The sequence below is a fragment of the Albimonas donghaensis genome (assembly GCF_900106695.1).
Taxonomy (GTDB): Bacteria; Pseudomonadota; Alphaproteobacteria; order Rhodobacterales; family Rhodobacteraceae; genus Albimonas; species Albimonas donghaensis.
On the sequence record NZ_FNMZ01000003.1, the window covers coordinates 126,997 to 144,774 of the forward strand.

Genomic DNA, 17,778 nt, shown 5'->3' on the forward strand with positions numbered 1-17,778 from the left:
CGGCCGCGAGGCGCACGGGAACCAACCGCTCCCCGGCGTCGGAAACGCCGTGGCGGAGACTCACCCCATCGATGACCGGAACTGACTGCATGGAGCGACCATATATGACTCGCCCCGCATAGAAAAAGGGGCCGAAGCCCCCTTTTCGCCCGACTCGCGTCGGATTTTACCTGACGGCGCTCAGGACCGCGCCGGGGAGGCCGCTCGCGGGCCTCCGGATCAGAGCTTCGCCATGTCCTTGGCGGCGGCGACGCGGGCCGAGAGCGGCTCCAGCGCTTCCTTGGCGGCGGCCATGGCCATCTCGTTGACCTTGGTCATCTGCTTCATGTAGCCGTCGAAATAGGTCTTGGCGAAATCGGACTGCTTCTCGACCAGCTCCATCACCGACTTCGACGCGGCGAAGTCCTTGGCGGCTGCCATCGATTCCTCGACGGACTTCTTGGAGTAGGTCACCAGCTCGCCGTTGATCTCTTCGGCGGACTTCATCGAGGTGCTGGCCGACTTCATGACGGCGTCCAGGCTGGCCTGGTTGAAAGCGGCCATGTCCTCGAAGGACTTGGCGACCTTCTCCATCGACTCGGTCATCGACTTCTGCGCCTCCGCGGCGAACGTCTCGAGCTGGGCGGTGGTCTCGGTCATGGCGTTCATGGCGCTGCTCCTATTGAACGAAATGTCCAGGCAAGGCCGCCCCGATCGGCGTTCGCGGAGAGGCCGCGCAGCCTCCTGAGCTGCGCCTCGGAGATAGGCTTTATGTTGCGCTGCGTCAAGAGAATCATTGCGGCGCAGCGAACCCGATTTCACGCCGAAACTTCCTGAACGTGGTTAAGATTCCATAGTTTGATTCGTGATAGCAGTATGTTACGCTTACAAGCGGAGAGATCGCGCGAAGGAAGCGCGGCAACAGCCGACAGGCAACGAAACCGGACGATCGAGGGTGATGATGTTTTGGACCGGACCATGGCGCTTCGCGCGCCTGGCGATGGCCGCGTTGGCGATGATCGCGGGCCTTCTCGCAACCACGCCGGAGACCGCGAAGGCGGCTCCCTACGCGGCATTCGTCATGGACGCCCGCACCGGAGAGGTGCTGCACACGTCCAACGCCGACCGGCGGCTGCACCCCGCCTCGCTCACCAAGATGATGACGCTCTACCTCGCGATCGAGGCGGTGAAGGAAGGGCGGCTGTCGCTTGACCAGAAGGTGCGGGTCTCGTCGCGCGCCGCCAAGCAGCCTCCGTCGAAGATCGGCCTGCGCGCCGGGTCGCGCGTGTCGATTCGCAATCTGATGCGCGCCGCCGCGGTGAAGTCCGCCAACGACGCCGCCGTGGCGCTGGCCGAAGCCACCGCCGGGTCGGTCGAGAACTGGGCCCGGATGGCGACGGCGCGGGCGCATTCGATGGGGATGTCGAACACCACCTTCAAGAACCCGCACGGGCTGACCCAGTCGGGCCACCTGTCCACGGCCCGCGACATGTCGGTGCTGGGGCGTCGGCTGTTCTTCGATCACCCCGAATATTACAACCTGTTCGCGCGCAAGAAGACGACGGCCATGGGGCGCACCATTCACGCCACCAATCGCCGGCTGCTCGGCTCCTATCGCGGGGCCGACGGGATCAAGACCGGCTACACCCGCGCCGCCGGCTTCAACCTGGTCGCCTCGGCGCATCGCGGGCAGCAGCACGTGATCGCCACGGTGTTCGGGGCCCGGTCCTCGGCGGACCGGACGCAGAAGGTCTCGGTGCTGCTCGACAAGGGCTTCGCGCGCTCGCCGACCCGCACCGCGGTGATCCCGCCGCGCAACGTCTCGCACACCCAGGTGGCGCGCGCCGCGACGCCGCCGACCCGCCCGCAGGCGCCGCAGTCGCTGCTGGACCGGGTCGGCGCGGTCATCGCCCCGACCGCCATGGCCTCCGAGCGGCCGGCGGTCTCGTCCTCGCGCCATGCCCCCAGCCGGGCCGCGACGCCCCGGGCGCGTCCGGTGACCGAGATCGGCTTCGCCATCAACATGCCGCCGCGCCGCCCCTGACGGGGCGATCGACCGGAACCTTGGGGGGCGCGTCCGGGCCGGGCGCGCCCCTTTTTCGTGGGAGGCGCAGGGCGTCCTCGACGGCGGACCGGGGAGCCGGCGGGCCGCGCAAGGCGACCGGCCGGACCGCGAGACGGGGCGGGGAGGCGGGCCTGGGACGCAGGATCGGGAGACGGGCCCTGGTGGCGGGCCTGGGAGGCGGGGCCTCAGCCGGCGTCGGCCATGCCCGGCAGGTCCAGCGCCTTGATCAGGTCCCGGATCTCCTGACGCGCCGCGACATGGCTGATCGAGAAACTGAATCCCTGATCGCGCAGGTCCAGCAGGGTCAGCCCGTTGAGGAACATCTCGCGGAAGATCACCCGCTCCGAGAACCCCGGCACCACCCGGTAGCCGATGCGCTTCGACAGGCTCTCCAGCGCGTCGCCGACCTTGCGCTTGTTGCGCGCCTCGATGTGGCTCAGCCGGTTGCGCAGCACCACCCAGTCCACGGGCTTCAGCCCCGCCCCCGCCCGCAGCCGACGCGCCTGCCAGACCATCTCCGAATAGATCGACGGCCCCAGCACCTGCCCCGTCTCCGGGTCCATGCGGGCCAGCAGGTCGAAATCCACCAGGCTGTCGTTGATCGGCGTGATCAGCGTGTCGGCCGAGGCATGGGCCATCTGGCTGTAATAGCTGTCGGCGCCCGGGCAATCGATGATCACGAAATCGCATTCGCGGTCGAGCTCGGCCAGCGCCTGGGCGAACCAGCGCTCCTCCTCCTGCTCGGCCTCGACCCGGTCGCGCAGGTCGGAGGGGCGCAGGCGGATCTGCCGGGGCAGCGCCAGGGTCTGGCCGGTGCGCCGGGCGAAGGCGGCGCGGTTCTCCAGGTAGCGGAAGAAGGTGGTCTGGCGCAGGTCGAGATCGAGCGCCCCCACCTCGAACCCCGCGCGCGCGATGGCGGCGAAAAGATGCATGGCGGTGGTGGACTTGCCGGAGCCGCCCTTCTCGTTGCCGGTGACGATGACATGCGCCAACTGCGCCGCGCTCCTGCCTTGGGGCGGGGCCGGCGCCGGGCCGGCGGGAAAGGCGCTCCGCACGGCCCCCCCCGACGCGGAACGCGCCCCGCCCGGAGCGGTTCCGGAGGGGACGTCCAATCCCTAGCCGCCGGGCGCGGTGGAGAAAAGCCCCGGCGCCGCGGCGCCGCGCGCGGGCGGGCCGGTCCGCCGCCGCGGAGGCGGGGACGGCGGGCGATCCGCGCCCGGCCTCGCGCCGCCGGCGTGGCGCCGTTCGGCGGCATGCGGGCGCCTCCGCGACGCGCGCGCGGCCCGTTCGGGTCCGCCTCCGCCGGGGGCGCATGGGCATGGAGGAGAGCGTGGCGCGGGAAGGCCGAGGGTCCGCAAGCCCGAAGCGGCCTCGCGGCTCACCCGGCGCGGAACGGCCGCGGCCTCTGAACGGCCCGCCGCCGCGGCGCAGGCGCCTCGGCAGGGCCGGCGTCAGGCCCGGACATGCGAACGGGCGCGCCCGGTCAGGGCGCGCCCGTGAGTTCGTGTCGCGGCGCGCGCCCCGCAGGGCGGCGGCGCGCGTCGGTCCGGATCAGAAATCCAGGCCGGCGAACTTCTTCTTGAAGCGGGTGACGCGGCCGCCGGTGTCCATCAGACGCGCGCCGCCGCCGGTCCAGGCGGGGTGCACCGAGGGGTCCACGTCGAGGGTCATCACATCGCCCTCGGCGCCCCAGGTGGTGCGCATCTGAACGATGGTGCCATCGAGCATCTTCACGTCGATGACATGGTATTCGGGATGGATGTCAGCTTTCATGGCGCGTCTCTCCCCCGGGCCGCGCCGGGGCTTGCAATTCCGGGGCCGGGGCGTGTTGCGGCGCGGTCGGCGCGCATACCCCGTGACTGAGCGCGAGCGCATACCGCGAATCGCGGGGCGCGGCAAGCGTCGCGCCGGAATTAGCTGCCGCCGGGGCGTCACGCCGCGCGGGCTCGCCTCCGCCCTGCGGCCCCGCCCGCCGCGCCGGCGCCCCGATCCGCGTCCCTCGCCGGCTTCCCGGAACTCGCGGCGCGGCCTGCCGCCCCTTTCCCCGGAGCCCCCCGCGGACACGGTCCCGTCCGCGCGTATCCCGCGCTCCCCCCGCGGCCTCCGGCCCTGCCCCCAAGGCCCTCGCGCCGCCGGTCGAACCGGGCGCGGCGGCGCAGCCGACGGCGGGGGACGGGGGCTCGATGCCCCCGGGCCTCGCCCCCCCGCCCGCCCCCCGCCCAGTCCTTGCGCAAGGCCGCGACTGTTGCCGGCCGCCCACGCGCCGCCGTCCGACGCGCGCGCCGCGCCTCGGGAAGATTGCCCGGCCACGCCGCGGGCCTAATGTCGCCGCGCCATCGCCTCGGGTCCGGGTCAGGGCTTTCGTCCCACGCCTCCCCGCCGGTCCCCCGCTTCCGTCTCCCCGCCCGCCCCGGAGCCCTCCCATGACCGAACCCGCCGTCCCCGCCCGCCGCGCCCGCCGCGCCCGGGCCGGCTTCGCGGTCGCCGTGGTGGTGGTGGACGCCATGGGCATCGGCCTGATCATGCCCGTCGCCCCCGACCTGCTGGCCGAGATCGCCGGGCTCGGCCCGGCCGAGGCCGCGCCCTGGGGCGGGTGGATGGCCTTCGCCTACGCCGCCGCCGCCTTCCTCTGCGGCCCGCTGGTCGGCGACCTCTCGGACCGTTTCGGACGCCGGCCGGTGCTGATCGCCGCCCTCGCCGCCCTGTCCTTCGACTACATGATCGCCGCCCTCGCCGGCTCGATCTGGCTGCTGATCGTGGCCCGCGCGCTCTCGGGCATGGCCGGGGCCACCTACGGCGCCGCCGCGGCCTACCTGGCCGACATCACCCCGGCGGACCAGCGCGCCCGCGCCTTCGGCCTGATCGGCGCCGGCTTCGGCGCGGGCTTCGTGCTCGGCCCCATGCTGGGCGGCCTGCTGGGAGAGTTCGGGCCCCGCGCCCCGTTCCTCGCCGCCGCCGGCCTGTGCGCCGCCATGTCCCTCGGCGCCGCGCTCGCCCTGCCCGAATCCCTCGCGCCCGAGCTGCGCCGCCGCTTCGACTGGCGGCGCGCCGATCCGTTCACCGCCCTGCGCGGCGCCGCCCGCCTGCCCGGCATGGCGCCCTTCCTCGCCTGCCTCGCGCTGCTGGAGCTGGCCTTCGGCGTCTACCCCTCGATCTGGAGCTTCTACGCCATCGAGGTCTTCGCCTGGACGCCCGCCGCCATCGGCCTGTCGCTGGGCTTCGTGGGCCTGTGCCTCGCGCTGTCGCAGGGGGTGCTGATGGGCCCCGCGGTGGCCCGGTTCGGAGAGATGCGGGTGGCCTTCGCCGGGCTCGCTTTCTGCGCGCTGTCGCTGGCCATCTACGCCGTCACGCCGCCGGAGGCATGGGTGCTGGTGGCGATCCCGCTGATCGCGCTCTCGGCGCTGGCCAACCCGGCCATCGCGGCGATGATGAGCCATCGGGTCGAGGCCGACGCCCAGGGCCGCCTCCAGGGCGTGCTGGCCAGCCTCCAGGCGCTGACCGCCGCGCTGTCGCCCCCGCTCTTCACCGCGATCTTCGAGGCCTTCGCCGGCCCCGCCGCCCCGATCCGCGCCCCCGGCGCGCCCTTCGTGCTGGCGCTGGTCCTGACCTTCGCCGCGGTCATCCCGCTGCTGGCCGCCCGCCGCCGCCTGCGCGCCTGACCCGGCGCCCGCCCTCCCCCGAAACGAAAACGGCCGCCCCCGGGGCTCCCCGGGGACGGCCGCGAAACGGCGGGCGCGCGCCTCAGTCGAAGCGGTAGAACGCCTCGTAGATCGGCCGCAGCGTGTCCTCGGAGAACAGCGACGACACCGAGGTGTCGTTGGCCACGTTCAGGATCGCCTGCGCCAGCATCGGCGCGACCGAGACGGTGCGGATGTTCTTCGCCGCCTTGGCCTCGTCCGACAGGGGGATCGAGTCGGTGATCACCAGGCTCTCCATCACCGAGCTTTTCACCCGCTCCACCGCCGGCCCCGACAGAACCCCGTGCGAGATATAGGCGTGCACCGCCTCCGCGCCGTTGTCCTTGAGCAGCTGCGCCGCCTTGCACAACGTCCCCGCGGTGTCGCAGATGTCGTCGACGATGATGCAGGTCCGGCCCTCGACCTCGCCGATGATGGTCATCTCGTCGACCTCGCCCGGCCGCGACCGCCGCTTGTCGACGATGGCGAGCGCGAGGTTCAGCCGCTTGGCGATCTCCCGCGCGCGGGCCACGCCGCCCACGTCGGGCGAGATGATCGTGACCTTCGAGAGATCCTCAAAATTGTGCTGGATATCCATGGCGAACACCGGCGAGGCGTAGAGGTTGTCCACCGGGATGTCGAAGAACCCCTGGATCTGGCCGGCATGCAGGTCGAGCGTCAGCACCCGGTTGATGCCCGCCTGGGCCATCAGGTTGGCGACCAGCTTGGCCGAGATCGGCGTGCGGGCCGAGGTCCGACGATCCTGCCGCGCATAGCCGAAATAGGGGATCACCGCCGTCACCCGCGCCGCCGAGGACCGCCGCAGCGCATCGGCGATGATCAGCAGCTCCATCAGGTTGTCGTTGGCCGGGTTGCAGGTCGACTGGATGATGAAGACGTCTTCGCCGCGGACGTTGTCGTAGATCTCGACGAAGATCTCCTTGTCGTTGAACCGTTCGACCCTGGCGTTGGCCAGATCCACCGGCATCCCGCGATAGACGCTCATCCGGCGCGAGATCGCGCGGGCCAGGTCCATGTTGGAATTGCCGGCGATGAGCTTGAGGTTGATGTCGGCCTTCATGCGCCCCTCCGCAACGAGATCCGCGGCGGGAGCCCGCCGCCGCGCGCTCCGCCCTGCCGCCGCGCCCGGCGCGGCCTTTCGGTCCCCGTAGCACCGGGGGCGCAGGCTGGCTAGGGCGCGCTCCGCCGCGCGGGGCGCGCCTCCGTCCGGGCGTCGCGCATCCGTCACGATTCCCCCCCGCGCGCCCGGTTCTACCCGCGCCCCGCCTCCGCGCGCCCCGCCTCCGCGCTCCCTTGCCTTCCGGGCTCCGCCCCCCGATCATAAGCCCGCCTGACGAGCCCCCGGCCCGCAGGCCCAACGACGACCCGCCAAGGGCCGCGACGCGAAACGGAGAGGAGACCCCGATGCCCGAGGCCATGCTGCGCGGCGCGCGCGTGCAATACCGCAGCTATGGCGAGGACAAGCCCGGAACCCCGGTGCTGCTCGCCCATTGCTCGCTGGCCCATAGCGGCCTGTGGAAACCGATCGCCGAGGCGCTGTCCGTCGACCGGCCCGTGATCGCCCCCGACATGCCCGCCCATGGCCGCTCCGACCTGCCGCCCGCGGGCGAGTCGCTCCAGCTTTTCGCCGCCGAGATGCTGGCCATGATGGCCGAAAGCTTCGGGCGGCCCGCGCATCTCGTCGGCCTCAGCCTCGGCGGCGCGGCGCAGAGCCGGGCGGCCTGGAAGCGCCCCGAGCTCGCCGCCTCCCTGACCATGATCGAGCCGGTGCTGTTCCACCTGCTCCACAAGCCGGGCGAGGAGCCGCCGGTCTACGACCCCGACATCTCCGACGAGGCGTTGGGCGAGGCGCTGGACGAGTTCATCGGGGCCTGGGGCGCGCCGGGCCGGGTGAAGGAGATGACGGCCGAGCGCCGCGCCTATTTCATGCGCTGCTACCGGGAGCTTCGGCTCGACAACGCCTGGGTGGTGGCGCGGCCGCAGGGGCAGATCGAGCTGCCCGACTTCGCCCGCCTGCCGATGCCGGTGTTCCTTCTGGGCGGGGCGGAGAGCCAGCCCGACGCGCTGCGGGTGCTCGACGCCATCAAGGGCGTGCTGCCCGGCGCCCGGCGGCGCGACATTCCCGGCGCCGGTCACATGAGCCCCGTGACCCACTGGCAGGACGTGCTGGCCGAGTTGCAGGCCTTCTTCGCCGCGGCGGAGGCCGACGCCGCCGCGGTCGCCTGAGCCCTGAGCCCTGAGCCCTGAGCTTTGCGGGGCGGGCGCGCGCGCGGTTTCCCTCCAATTGCGAGTTTCACCTTTCGCTAACCTTGCGGGTCCAGCCTCTGCGCTCTCCTGCGGACGGAAGGCGGAGGGCGACCGATGCTCAACCTCGCGATCGCGGCGCGCGGCGCCGACACGCTCGCGGCGCGCAGCCGGGACGGGCGGGCGCTCGCCGCCCTGATCTCCGCCGGGCGCGGGACCGCGACCGGCGGCCCGGACGACGCGCGGGGCCCCGGCTTCGCCGATCCGGGAGCGGAGGCCCTGCCCCCCCGCCGCGGCGACCCGCCCCGGCAGGGCGACCATGACCGCACCCGCGGCCTGTCGCCCGGCGACCGCGCCGCGCTCAACCAGCGCATCCGCGGCATGTCCCGGGCGCTGGCCCGCATGAAGAACCTCGCCGGACTGCGCCCCCGCCTCGCCCTCTCGGCGGCGGAGGGGCGGTTCCCCCGTTCGGGGCGCCTGTCCGTCAGCTACGCGGCCGAAGTCTCGGCGCTGTTGGACGGAGAGACCGCCAGGATCTCGCAAAAGATGGAGGCGAGCCTCAACGCCCTCGGCGGCCTCGTCACCCTCGTCATGTCCGAAAGCTTCCGGGTCGAGACCGGCGCCTCGACCCTCGAATACGCCTATGACGCCGCCTATTCGGAGCGACGCGACGGCCCGCCCCTCTCCGAAATATCCGAGCGGCTGACCGGCGGCGACCAGGCCGACACGATCACCAATATCGAAATCGCGGTGATGTCCGACGCCCGGTTCGGGGATCGCGGCGCCCGCGCCGACATCGACGCGGGCGGCGGCGACGACGTGGTGCAGGTCTACGGGCTGTCGCTGGGCGCGGTGCGCCTGGGCGACGGGAACGACGCCTTCTCCGGCTCCCTGGACGCGATGCCTTCGCTGGACGCAGGCGCGGGGAACGATTCGGTATCGCTGAACGTGGCCGGCTCGGGCTTCGTGGCGGGGGGCGCGGGCGACGACGCGCTGGCCATCGCCGCCGGGGACGTCGCGGACGTGTCGGGCGGGGCCGGAGCGGACGCCATCACGGTCGCGGCCCGCCGCGCCTCCGTGGACGGCGGGACCGGCGCGGACGCCATCGCGGTGGTCGCGGACCGGGCGCGGGTCTCGGGCGGGGCGGGGGGCGACGCGATCTCCGTCCGCGCGGCGGACCTCACCGCCTCGGGCGGCGCCGGGGACGACGCGCTGACGCTGGTCGCCGCCACCGTGCGGCACGCGTCGGGCGGGTCGGGGGATGACGTGATCTCGGTCGCCGCCGGCACGGTGGAGCGGGTGAGCGGCGGGGCCGGGAACGACGTGATCCTGCTGAACGTGGACGCCGCCGGGCTGGTCTTCGGCCGGGGCGACGGCATGGACCGGGTGCGGATCTCCGCCGGAGCGGCGCTGGAGGTCCACGTGGACGAGCCGGCGGCGCGCGTCTCCGTCGAGTGGACCGAGGCGGGCGACGCCCTCCTGACCCTCTCGGGCGGCGAGCGGCTGGCGATCTTCGGGGCAGGTCAGGCCGGCGCCCTGCGGCTGGTGGGCCCCGAGGGCCTGGACGACGCCCTCCCCCTCGCGCCTCCGCCCCCGCCGCCCCTCGACGCCCGCGGCTGAGCGCCCGCATCCGGCCTCGCCGCGCCTGGCCGCTTCCCCCGCCGAGGCGCCTGGCCTGGCCGTCCCGCAGGCGCCGCGTCCACCCGCGCGCCGGTTGCAAGCTCACGCCCGCGGCGCGCGGAACCGGGGCCGCGGGCTGAGAGGCCACGAAGCCCCCCCCGGGCATCCGGACGTCCGGATGCCCCCGGTCGCCAACGCGTCCCCGGCGCCCCATCGTCGCGCTCAGATTGTTTGCGGATGAGACCTGTGCCGGCCGCGTCGTCCGGCCGATCCGCAGGACGCCGACCCGCCGGACCGAGCATCCCGCCCGCCCCCCTCCACCGGGGGTCGCAGAACGCCGCTACATCAACCGCCACGGCCCATGGCGCGCGCGTCCTGTCCTGCGAGACCTGACCCGGATCGCCCCACGCCGCGGCTCACCCGGCGAGCAGCCCCGCCGCGACGTCCCCCGCCCGCCCCCTGGAAACGGTCCCGCCCGCGCCCCCCTCTCCGCGCGCCGCGGGCGCCCCCTCGCCACCCGCGCGCCCGCGACGCGGCGCCCGACCTCGGCCCCAAAACGCCGAACGGCGGCGCAGGGTCGCCCCCGCGCCGCCGTCCGATCCGTCCGCCCGAAAATCTCAGAGCTGGTCGAGCATCGCCGTGCCCGAGGACACCTCGGCCTTGCCGGGCGTCTCCTCGAGATTGAACACCTTCACCACCTTGTCCTCGACCACCATCGAGTAACGCTTGGACCGCGAGATCAGCCCCGCCGGCGGCGCGGTGAAGTCCAGCCCCAGCGCCTTGGTGAACTCGGCCTGCGGGTCCGCCATCATCTGAAGCCCCGCCGCGATGGCGCCCGAGCTCTCGCCCCAGGCCTTCATCACGAAGGGATCGTTCACCGACACGCACACGATCGCGTCCACGCCCTTCTCGGTCAGCGCCGCGGCGTTGTCCACGAAGCTGGGCAGGTGGTTCAGCGAGCAGGTGGGCGTGAACGCCCCCGGCACCGCGAACAGCGCCACCTTGCGGCCGGCGAACACGTCGGCGGTGGTCTTCGGCTCCGGCCCGTTGGGGCCGATGGCGACGAAGGTGGCGTCGGGCAGGGTGTCGCCCACGGAAATGGTCATAAGGCTGTCCTCCAGTCGGGGAGCGCGCCTCCTCGGAACGGGAGGTCCCCGCCCATGTAGCGCGCCGCCGCCCCCGGCCCAACCCCCGCGCCTCGACGCGCCCCGAAACTTGCTGCGAAACTCGCGCCGCCCCCCCCGGGCCGACGCGCCCCCTCAGGGCAGCCGCAGGATCCGGATCGTCGTGCCGCCGTAGCGGCGCTCGTCCAGCAGGGTCGCGCCGACGGGCAGGGCCACGGGGGCCGCCGCGTCCTCCTCCCACACCGCCAGGGCCCCGGGCGCGCACCAGCCGCCCGACAGCGCCGCGTCCAGCGCCGCCTCCCCCAATCCGCGCCCATAGGGCGGGTCGAGGAACACCAGATCGTAGGGCTCGCCCCGGCACACCCCCAGCCGGGTCGCGTCGCGGCGGAAGATCTTGCACTGGCCGATGACGTTCAGCGTCTCCACGTTGCGCCGGATCAGGGCGCGCGCGGCGGGAAGGTCATCGACGAACTGCACCCGGACCGCGCCGCGCGACAGCGCCTCCAGCCCCAGCGCGCCGACCCCGGCGAACAGGTCCAGCGCCCGCATCCCGATCGGCGCCGAGGGCTCGGCGTAACCGCCATGCGCCAGCAGGTTGAACAGCGATTCCCGCACCCGGTCGCTGGTCGGCCGCAGCCGCGCCTCGCCGCCGTCGTCCCCGATCCCCGCGTCCTCCGGCGTCGCCAGCCTGGCGCCCCGGTGCTTGCCTCCGACGATACGCATGCGTCAGGCCCGACCCGAGCGCGCGCGGCAGAGGCTTTCCAGCCCCTCGATCAGGCGCTCGATCTCCTCCTCCGCGGTGTAGTGCAGGAAGGACATGCGCAGCACGCCCGAATCCGGGTCCACGCCCAGCGCCTCGATCAGGCGGCGGGCGTAGAAATCCCCGCCCCCGCACATCAGCCCGTGCCTGGCCATCTCCGCCGCCGCCTCGGCCCCGGTCATCCCCGGCACGACCACCGAGACGGTGGGCGCCCGCCGCGTCGGCTCCGACGGCCCCAGCAGCCGCAATTGCGCATGGCCCGAGAGGTAGTCCAGCAGCGGCGCCGCCAGGGCCCGCTCCCGCGATCGCAGCAGCGCCTGCATCCGGCCGCGGCGCAGCACGCAGTCGTCCTCCGCGCCCTCGTAATGACGGACGTCCAGCTCCGCCATGTAGTCCGCGATGCCGGCCAGCGCCGCCACCTGGGCATGGTCCGGCCCGGCCGGCGTCAGCCGCTTGCGAGGGTCGTCGCCGTTGAAATAGTGGCCCTGATTCTCGAAGCGCATGGCCAGCGACTCGTCCATCGCCATGACGCCCAGATGCGGACCGAAGGTCTTGTAGGTCGAGAACAGGTAGACGTCCGCGCCCTTCTTGCCGATGTCGGGCAGCGCATGGGGGGCGTAGGCGACGCCGTCGACCACGCTGATCGCCCCGGCCTCGCGGATCATCGGGCAGATCTCCTGCACCGGGTTGATCTCCGCCACGATGTTGGAGCAATGCGGGAAGGCCACCAGCCGCACGCGGCCGTCGGCCATCAGCGTCTCCAGCGCCGCGGGGTCGAGCGCGCCGTCCCCGTCCACCCGCCATTCGCGGATCTCCACCCCCTCGTCGGCCAGCCGGCGCCAGGCGCCCGTGTTGGCCTCGTGATCCTGGTTGGTCACCACCAGCGCGTCGCCGGGGCCGAACAGCGGCAGCGCCGCGCGGGCCAGCACATAGACGTTCTGGGTGGTCGAGGGACCGATATGCAGCGCGCGCGCCGGCACGCCCAGCCAGGGGGCCAGCGCCTCCGCGCCCTCGTCCATCATCCGCCCGGCCTCCTGCGCCGCCGGGTAGGGGGCGTGGGGCTGGACCTTGGCGGTGCGGTAGAACTCCGCCAGCCGATCGACGGCATGAATGCAGGGATAGGACCCGCCGGCATTCTCGAAATGCGCCCAGCCGGCCAGCGACGGCTCCTGGAACGCCGGAAAGCGGGACCGGACGAAATCGAGGTCGAACCCCTCGGGCAGGTCCACCACATCCAGTCGACTGTCGGGCATCAGGCGCGTTCCATCATCATGAGCGGTTCATAAGGGGAGTATATCACCTTCCCGCCTCTTGCCATATGGCGCGACCAGCAACCGCCTGACGGCCCGACGCATACGCCGATCCTCGCTGCGCCGCGGTTCGGCGCACGAAACGCGGCGGCCGCCGGGGCGCGCTCCGGTCAGCGTTCGGGCCAGCATTCGGTCAGCGTTCGGGCCAGCGTTCGGGTCAGCGTTCGGTCAGCTTCAGCTCGATGCGGCGGTTGCGGGCGCGGGCTTCGGGGCTGTCGCCGGGATCGACCGGCTGATATTCGCCGAAGCCGTTGGCCGCCAGCCGCTCGGGCGGAAAGCTCTGCTCCTGCGACAGGTAACGGACCACCGACAGCGCGCGGGCCTGGCTCAGCTCCCAGTTGTCGCGATAGCGTCCCCCGCCCGACAGCGGCACGTCGTCGGTATGCCCGTCCACCCGCAGCACCCAGGGCAGTTCGTCCGGCAGCGCGTCGCGGAAGGACCGGAAGATCTCCGCGAACTCGCTCAGCGCCGCCTGCCCGTCCTGGCCCAGATCGGCGGAGCCGGGGTCGAACAGCACCTCGGACTGGAACACGAAGCGGTCGCCGACCACCTTCACGCCCTCGCGCCCCTCGATCGCCTCGCGGATGCGGCCGAAGAACTCCGAGCGGCGCGCCTCCAGCGACTTCTTCTCCGCCTCCAGCCGCGCCACTTCCTCGGCGTTGCGCTCGGCCTCCCGCTGTTTCAGCTGCAACTCGCGGGCCAGCGCCGAATTCAACTGCGAACCGAGGTTGGAGAGCTGGACCTGCATCTCCTCGTTCTTGCTTTCCTCGGCGTTCAGCAGCTCCTGCAACCCGCCCAGCTGGCGACGCAGCGCCTCCGCCTGGGCGTTCAGCAGGGCCACCCGCCGGGCCTCGTCGGCCGAGACGGTCTTCTCCTGCGCCAGCCGCCGTTCGGCCGAGGCCAGCATGGCTTCGCGCTCCGTCATCCGCGCGCGGGCTTCGGCGAGCTGGTCTTCGGTCGCCGTCACCTCGCCTTCCAGCTCCGCCTTGGCGGATTCGGCGGCGGCGAGCAGGGTCAGCGTCTCCTCCGCCTTCTTCCGCTGCTCCTCCAGCGCCAGCTGCATGGCGGTCAGCTCGGTCTCCGAGCCTTCCAGCCGGGCGCGCAGGGCGTCGGCGGCGGCGGCCTGCGCGGCGCGGGCCTGCTCCTCCTCCGACAATTCCTCCTGCAGGGCGGCGAGAACCCTGTCCTTCTCCTCCGCCGTCACGCGCAGTTCCATGACCTCGGTTCGCGCGGCGTCGCGGGCGGCTTCCAGCGCCTGCCGCTCGGCCTCGGCCTCGGCCTTCAGGTCCGCGACCATGGCCTGCAACGCCTCGCGCTGGGCGGCGGCGAGCCGGGCGGCCTCCTCGCCCTCCGACACCTCGTCGCGCAGGCGGGCCAGGGCCAGCCGCATCTGCTCGGCGTCGGAGATCGCGCGGGTCTGCGCCGCCTCAAGCTCGGAGATCGAGGCGCGCGCCTCGGTCAGCGCCTGCTCGGCCCCCTCCGCGCGCTCGGCCTGTTCGTCGCGGGCCGCGGTCAGCACCCCGATGCGTTCGCGCGCCGAGGACACGTCCGCCAGCAGCGCCGCCACCCGCGCCTCGAACTCCGCGTTGCGGGCCTGCGCCGCGTCACGCTCGTTCGCCAGGCTCTCGGCCAGCGACGACAGGCGCCCGACCTCGGCCCGCTCGCCCTCCAGGCTGGCGGTCAGGTCCCCGACCTCCCCCTCCAGCGCATCGCCGCGGCTGCGTTCGGTCGACAGCACCTGCGCGATTTCGGCCAGCTGCATCGTCAGGTTGTCCAGCTCCGCGTCCTTGCCGGTCACCAGGTCGCGCAGCACGAACTGCACGATCATGAAGATCGACAGCACGAAGATCAGCACCAGCAGCAGCGCGGTCATCGCGTCCACGAAGCCGGGCCAGACATTGCCCTCGTAGCGCTGGGATCTCCGCGACAGGGCCATGGATCAGGACCGTTCGCCCGTGATCGCGCGGGTCAGGCGGGCGATGTCCATGCGCAGCTCCGCCGTGGCCTCCTGACGGCCGGCCGAGACCTCCTCCAGCAGGCGGGTGATCTGCAGGTCGATGGAGCGCAGGCGCTGACGCCCCTCGTCGCTTTCCTCGCGGTCCTGGGCCTTCTCCAGCATATGCGCCGCGCGCTCCTGCGCCGTCGCGATACGGTCCAGCTTGGCGTAGGTCTCCGCCGGGTCCAGCGGCGGCGCGGCGGGGACGGACGCGGCCTGGCGGGTCTCGGCCAGCCGGGTCTCGCGGTCCTCCTCCATCACCCGCACCAGGCCCGACAGGCCGGCGGCGAGCGTCTCCATCCGCGCGTCGGCGACGCGCTGGCGGTCCTCGGCGTCGCGCAGGGCGGAGACCAGCGCCTCCATCTGCTCGGCGTTGCGCTCGATCAGCTCGGCGGCGATGGCGGTGGCCGAGGCCTCGCCGTCCTCGCCGCCGCGCGACAGGCGGGTGATCGAGCTCAGCCACTCCTCCAGCTCCCGGTAGAACCGGTTCTGGCCGTGGCCGGCGAACAGGTCCAGCAGCCCGACCACCAGCGACCCGGCGAGCCCCAGAAGGGACGAGGCGAAGGCCGTGCCCATGCCGTCGAGCTGGGCGTTCAGCCCGCCCATCAGCCGTTCGAACACCGCCAGCGCGTCGTCGCCGTCCTGCGCGCCGAGATTGCGCATGGTCTCGACGATGCCGGGGACCACGTTGGACAGCCCCCAGAAGGTGCCGAGCAGGCCGACCAGGATCAGCAGGTTGATGATGTAGCGGGTGATGTCGCGCTGTTCGTCCAGCCGCTGGGCGGCCGTGTCGAGGATCGAGCGCGTCGACGTCGCGGTCAGCGCCGCGCGCGCCCGCTTGTCGCGCAGCATGGAGGCGAGCGAGGTCAGCAGCCGCGGCGGATTGACGAATTCATGCCCCGGCCGGTCGATGGCGAAGCCTTCGAGCCAGGACACCGCGGCGATCAGGGCCATGACCTGCCAGAAGCAGGCCAGCACGCCGATCACGAAGACGCCGCCGATGAATCCGTTGAGATAGGGGTTGGCGTTGAACACCGCCGAGATCGGGCCGTAGAGGAAGGAAACCCCCGCCGCGGTCAGCCCCAGCACGATGACCATCAGCACGATCTGCCTGATGGGCTGCGAGAATTCGATCCGTCGGTCCTGGACGATGCTCATGCGCGGCCTGCGGCTCCCCCTTGCCCTGTCGGTTCATCCCCTAGCAGAGGCCGGCCGCGCGGGGAAGCGCGGGGACGCCGCAAGTCGCGGCCTCCCCGTCATTCGAGGGGCGATCGCGGGGTATGATCCCGGGGCGCCGCGGCCCGTAGGGCGGGTTTCAACCCGCCGCCCCGCGCCGCCGCGCTTCTCCCTCGCCGGGGAAGGATCACCCCCGGATCAGGCCGCAGAACTTCTCGAACACCTCGGAATTGGTCGCGATCACGTCGCCGGTGTCGATCGGGCGCGCGTCGGGGATCGACAGGCTGTCCACGAAGCCGCCGGCCTCGCGCACCATCAGCAGGCCCGCGGCCATGTCCCAGGGCTTCAGCCCGCGCTCCCAGTAGCCGTCGAAGCGGCCCGCGGCGACCCAGGCCAGGTCCAGCGCCGCGGCGCCGAAGCGGCGCACGCCGGCGCAGCGCGGCATGACCCGCGACAGGTCGGTCAGCATGTCGGGCAGGCCCGGCGTGCCGGCGAAGGGGATGCCGGTGGCGAACACCATCTCGGTCATGTCGCGGCGGGCGGAGACCCGCAGCCGGCGATCGTTGAGCCAGGCGCCCGCGCCCTTCTCGGCCACGAACATCTCGTCCTTCACCGGGTCCAGCACCACGCCGGCGACGATCTCGCCCTTGTATTCCAGCGCCACCGAAATCGCCCAGTGCGGCATGCCGTGCAGGAAGTTGGTGGTGCCGTCCAGCGGATCGACGATCCAGCGCCGGGTCTGGTCCTTGCCCTTGATCTCCTTGCCGGATTCCTCGCCGAGCCAGCCATAGGCGGGGCGGGCCTCCATCAGGTCCTTCTGCAGGATCTCCTCGGCCTTGATGTCGGCGCGCGACACGAAGTCGGCGGCGCCCTTGCGCGAGACCTGCAGGTTCTCGACCTCGCCGAAGTCGCGGATCAGGGAGCGCGCGGCGCGGCGCGCGGCCTTGATCATGATGTTGAGATTGGCGGAACCCGAAGCGGACATGGTCTGTCTCTCCTGTCGCGCCCGGCCGGATGCGCGGGCGCCCGGACGAAAGGGCGCGCCGCCGCGCGGGGTCGCGCGGCGGCGGATAGGGGCTCGGACGTCTTGCGCGGCGGCCGACCCGGGGTCCGGGCGGCGCCGGGGCCGGTCAGGCCCGCTCGACGTATTCGAAGGTCTCGGTGTTCACCACCACCTGCTCGCCGGTCCCGACGAAGGGGGGCACGGTGATGCGCACGCCGTTGTCGAGCACCGCCGGCTTGAAGGAATTCGCCGCGGTCTGGCCCTTCACCACCGGCTCGGTGTCCTCGATCGTGCAGATCACCTTCTCGGGGAGCTGCATCGAGAGCGCCTCTTCCTCGTGATACTCGATCACCACGGTCATGCCGTCCTGCAGGAACGGGCGGCGGTCGCCCAGCAGGTCGGCCGGCAGCGCGGTCTGCTCGAAGGTCTCGCTGTCCATGAAGGTCAGAAGGCCGTCGGTCTCGAACAGGAACTGCTGGTCCTTCTGGTCGAGCCGCACCCGCTCGACCTTGTCGGCCGACCGGAAACGCTCGTTCAGCTTGGAGCCGTTGCGCAGGTTCTTCAGCTCGACCTGGGCGAAGGCGCCGCCCTTGCCGGGCTTCACATGGGCGGTCTTGACCGCCACCCACAGGCCGCCGTCATGCTCGATGATGTTGCCGGGGCGGATTTCGTTGCCGTTGATCTTCATGGCGTGGTCGAAGCTCGTCCGAGAAGGCGCCGAGCGGATCGGCGCGGGCTGCGCGTGGGTCAAGGCGCATCACGCGCCCAAGCCGCAAGGCGCGCGCCGGTGGGGCGTCGCGCGT

Annotated in this window: 15 protein-coding genes; 4 read left to right on the top strand and 11 right to left on the bottom strand. The window is 72.6% G+C overall.

Annotation, left to right across the window (positions count from 1 at the left end):
• Positions 1 to 219: 219 nt before the first annotated feature.
• Positions 220 to 648, bottom strand: coding sequence for a phasin family protein (locus BLV24_RS10090; RefSeq protein WP_092681276.1), 429 nt, complete (start codon positions 646 to 648; stop codon positions 220 to 222).
• A 289-nt stretch (positions 649 to 937) separates the two neighbouring features.
• Here BLV24_RS10090 and BLV24_RS10095 point away from each other — a divergent pair, with 289 nt between their 5' ends.
• Entirely contained in the window at positions 938 to 2,023 is a 1,086-nt protein-coding gene (locus BLV24_RS10095; protein ID WP_143040282.1) for a D-alanyl-D-alanine carboxypeptidase family protein, read from the top strand.
• A 206-nt stretch (positions 2,024 to 2,229) separates the two neighbouring features.
• On the opposite strand, the gene BLV24_RS10100 is transcribed toward BLV24_RS10095, so the two are convergent.
• Positions 2,230 to 3,036: a division plane positioning ATPase MipZ gene (locus BLV24_RS10100; RefSeq protein WP_092681278.1), complete on the bottom strand. Its 807-nt coding sequence runs from the start codon at positions 3,034 to 3,036 to the stop codon at positions 2,230 to 2,232.
• A 559-nt stretch (positions 3,037 to 3,595) separates the two neighbouring features.
• Positions 3,596 to 3,817, bottom strand: a complete 222-nt coding sequence (rpmE, locus tag BLV24_RS10105) for a 50S ribosomal protein L31 (protein ID WP_092681280.1) — start codon at positions 3,815 to 3,817, stop codon at positions 3,596 to 3,598.
• A 650-nt stretch (positions 3,818 to 4,467) separates the two neighbouring features.
• Here rpmE and BLV24_RS10110 point away from each other — a divergent pair.
• Positions 4,468 to 5,703 carry an MFS transporter gene (locus tag BLV24_RS10110; RefSeq protein WP_176954704.1) on the top strand — a complete coding sequence of 412 codons (1,236 nt, stop codon included), beginning with the start codon at positions 4,468 to 4,470 and terminating at the stop codon, positions 5,701 to 5,703.
• A gap of 82 nt (positions 5,704 to 5,785) precedes the next feature.
• On the opposite strand, the gene BLV24_RS10115 is transcribed toward BLV24_RS10110, so the two are convergent.
• Positions 5,786 to 6,802 (bottom strand): ribose-phosphate pyrophosphokinase, encoded by a 1,017-nt coding sequence (locus BLV24_RS10115; protein WP_092681284.1) that lies wholly within the window; start codon positions 6,800 to 6,802, stop codon positions 5,786 to 5,788.
• A 344-nt stretch (positions 6,803 to 7,146) separates the two neighbouring features.
• On the opposite strand from BLV24_RS10115, the gene BLV24_RS10120 reads away from it, so the two are divergent.
• Together BLV24_RS10120 and BLV24_RS10125 are read left to right on the top strand one after the other, a co-directional pair.
• The gene (locus BLV24_RS10120; protein WP_092681286.1) at positions 7,147 to 7,968 is read left to right on the top strand and encodes an alpha/beta fold hydrolase; all 822 of its coding nucleotides are present in this window, start codon (positions 7,147 to 7,149) and stop codon (positions 7,966 to 7,968) included.
• A gap of 135 nt (positions 7,969 to 8,103) precedes the next feature.
• A complete protein-coding gene (locus BLV24_RS10125) occupies positions 8,104 to 9,606 on the top strand; it encodes a calcium-binding protein (RefSeq protein ID WP_092681288.1) in 1,503 nt (500 codons plus the stop codon).
• Positions 9,607 to 10,223: 617 nt separating this feature from the next.
• Here the strand turns inward: BLV24_RS10125 and BLV24_RS10130 are convergent.
• The 7 genes from BLV24_RS10130 to efp all read right to left on the bottom strand — a co-directional run bounded on the left by BLV24_RS10130 (position 10,224) and on the right by efp (position 17,663).
• A complete protein-coding gene (locus BLV24_RS10130) occupies positions 10,224 to 10,712 on the bottom strand; it encodes a peroxiredoxin (RefSeq protein WP_092681290.1) in 489 nt (162 codons plus the stop codon).
• Between the two features lie 153 nt (positions 10,713 to 10,865).
• Entirely contained in the window at positions 10,866 to 11,453 is a 588-nt protein-coding gene (gene rsmD, locus BLV24_RS10135) for a 16S rRNA (guanine(966)-N(2))-methyltransferase RsmD (protein ID WP_092681292.1), read from the bottom strand.
• A gap of 3 nt (positions 11,454 to 11,456) precedes the next feature.
• Positions 11,457 to 12,743 carry an aminotransferase class V-fold PLP-dependent enzyme gene (locus BLV24_RS10140; RefSeq protein ID WP_092681294.1) on the bottom strand — a complete coding sequence of 429 codons (1,287 nt, stop codon included), beginning with the start codon at positions 12,741 to 12,743 and terminating at the stop codon, positions 11,457 to 11,459.
• A gap of 214 nt (positions 12,744 to 12,957) precedes the next feature.
• Entirely contained in the window at positions 12,958 to 14,736 is a 1,779-nt protein-coding gene (locus BLV24_RS10145) for a peptidoglycan -binding protein (protein ID WP_092681296.1), read from the bottom strand.
• A gap of 3 nt (positions 14,737 to 14,739) precedes the next feature.
• Complete coding sequence (locus BLV24_RS10150) at positions 14,740 to 15,954, bottom strand: hypothetical protein (RefSeq protein ID WP_092681298.1); 1,215 nt, start codon at positions 15,952 to 15,954, stop codon at positions 14,740 to 14,742.
• Between the two features lie 205 nt (positions 15,955 to 16,159).
• Positions 16,160 to 16,957, bottom strand: a complete 798-nt coding sequence (locus BLV24_RS10155) for an inositol monophosphatase family protein (RefSeq protein WP_092681300.1) — start codon at positions 16,955 to 16,957, stop codon at positions 16,160 to 16,162.
• A 145-nt stretch (positions 16,958 to 17,102) separates the two neighbouring features.
• Positions 17,103 to 17,663, bottom strand: coding sequence for an elongation factor P (efp, locus tag BLV24_RS10160; protein ID WP_092681302.1), 561 nt, complete (start codon positions 17,661 to 17,663; stop codon positions 17,103 to 17,105).
• Positions 17,664 to 17,778 lie beyond the last annotated feature (115 nt).